Annotated in this window: 1 protein-coding gene; it reads right to left on the bottom strand. The window is 66.9% G+C overall.

Annotated elements, in window-relative coordinates:
* Window positions 1-153 precede the first annotated feature (153 nt).
* A complete protein-coding gene (locus ACM6LU_RS39110) occupies window positions 154-1527 on the bottom strand; it encodes an IS1380 family transposase (RefSeq protein ID WP_414942910.1) in 1374 nt (457 codons plus the stop codon).
* Window positions 1528-1648: the final 121 nt, after the last annotated feature.

Genomic DNA, 1648 nt, shown 5'->3' with positions numbered 1-1648 from the left:
CCTCGATCTTGCACATGGGACTGTGGAGTAGGGCGAGTTTGTTGCGGTGGCGGGGTTTGGTCGAAATTCGTTGTGTGGGCAGGGTTGTTGGCCGACTGTCGTGTCGGCGGGCGGGTTCCGAGGGTTCCTGGTTGTCGGGGCGGGGGGTTCGCGCTAGCTGGGCCAGGGTGCGGTGCGCAGCCGGGTGAAGGCGTTCGCGAGGTGGTGTGCCCAGGGCCAGTCGCGGTCCAGGTGCAGGGTGGGGATGCGGGCGGTGCGGGTGAGTTTCGCGGCGATGGCGCAGATTTTGTAGCGGAAGGTGGCGGGTTCGCAGCGGGCGAGGTCGCCGGTGAAGCAGAGTGCTTGGGTCCAGGTGAGCAGGTCGGCGGCGGTGAGGGCGAGTTCGAGCCAGGTTTTGTTCGCGGTGTAACCGCGGCAGGGGAGGTTGCGCAGTCCGGTGTTTTTGCCGCAGCGGATACGGTCTTCGACCCTGGCGTGGGAGCGGTGGTGGACTTCGAGGTCGGCGAGTTGCCCGCCTTGGGTGTCGGTGATGAACGCGGTGAACCGGTGCCCGTCGGTGTCGGTGAACCGCAGCTGCGCACCGGGGTGCGGTCGTTCACGACGGATGATGACCCGTGATCCGTCCGGCCACTTCGTCAGATCGAGCATCCCGGTGATCTCGGCGATCCACGCGCCCTTTCGGGGGCGGCCGTCGAGGTCGTAGGCCGGGACCCACGCGTCCTCGGGAATCGCCAGGACAGCGGCCTGCACCTCGGAGGCGATGGAGAACCCCAGCGAGAAACCGCATCCCGCGCCACGCACCGCGGCCGCGAAAGCATGCGTGGCACCGGCGGCATCGGTGCGCACCATGACCTGCGGCGCGTCAGGATCCTCGGGGGCGGGCCGGGCGCGGGTGGGTAGCGCGGCCAGCGCCATGGTGAGGATCTCGATGTGGTCGGCGGCGGTGTTCGACCCGGCTTTACCGGGTCGCAGGATCCCGGCCAGTGCTTCCCCGCCAGCGACGTCCGGCCGGTCGAGGTAGGCCAGCAGCGGATGAAACCCGAACGTTTTCTTCCACGTTTTCGCCGCGTTCTCCTTCTCACTGTGCGCGATCGTGATCGTCGCATCAATGTCGATCACCAGCCCGCCAGCGAGGTCGGGTCCTGCTCCGGCGGCCCAGGCCCGTTCCCGCGCCGCCGCGCGGACCGATTGCAGCCGAGCCAAACGCTCGCCGTCGACCCGGTCCAGGACCCGCCAGGCGGTGGCGTCACTGGCCACCGACCCGAACAGTTTGTCCTGGTCCCGCAGCGCCGCCAGATGCGCCAGCGCGTCACCACCATCAGCGATCATCACCGCCAGATCAGCCAACACTCGCCCCGGCAGGTGGATCGGTATCCCGTCGTAGGTGTCGAGAAGTGCTTCTGACCAGCCAGTTCCGAGCCCGGTGCTGACGGTGAGTTCGCGTAACAAGGCCACTCCGGCGCGGGAGACGAGCCCGGTGCCGTCCGCGGTGACCTGGACTTGCGGCAGCTTGCTATCGTGCACCAAGGGAGTGCCTTCCTATCGAGTGAATCTTGGACCGTCGCAAGCCCAATTTTCCCTTACAGGACAGGCACTTCCTCCATTTTCAGGCCAGTTCTACATCACATTGCGCGAAAGACCCAGGTTA

The sequence above is a fragment of the Amycolatopsis sp. cmx-11-51 genome (assembly GCF_047608665.1).
GTDB lineage: Bacteria > Actinomycetota > Actinomycetes > Mycobacteriales > Pseudonocardiaceae > Amycolatopsis.
Note: the sequence above shows the minus strand (reverse complement) of the source record. Positions and strands in the feature narration are given on the sequence as shown.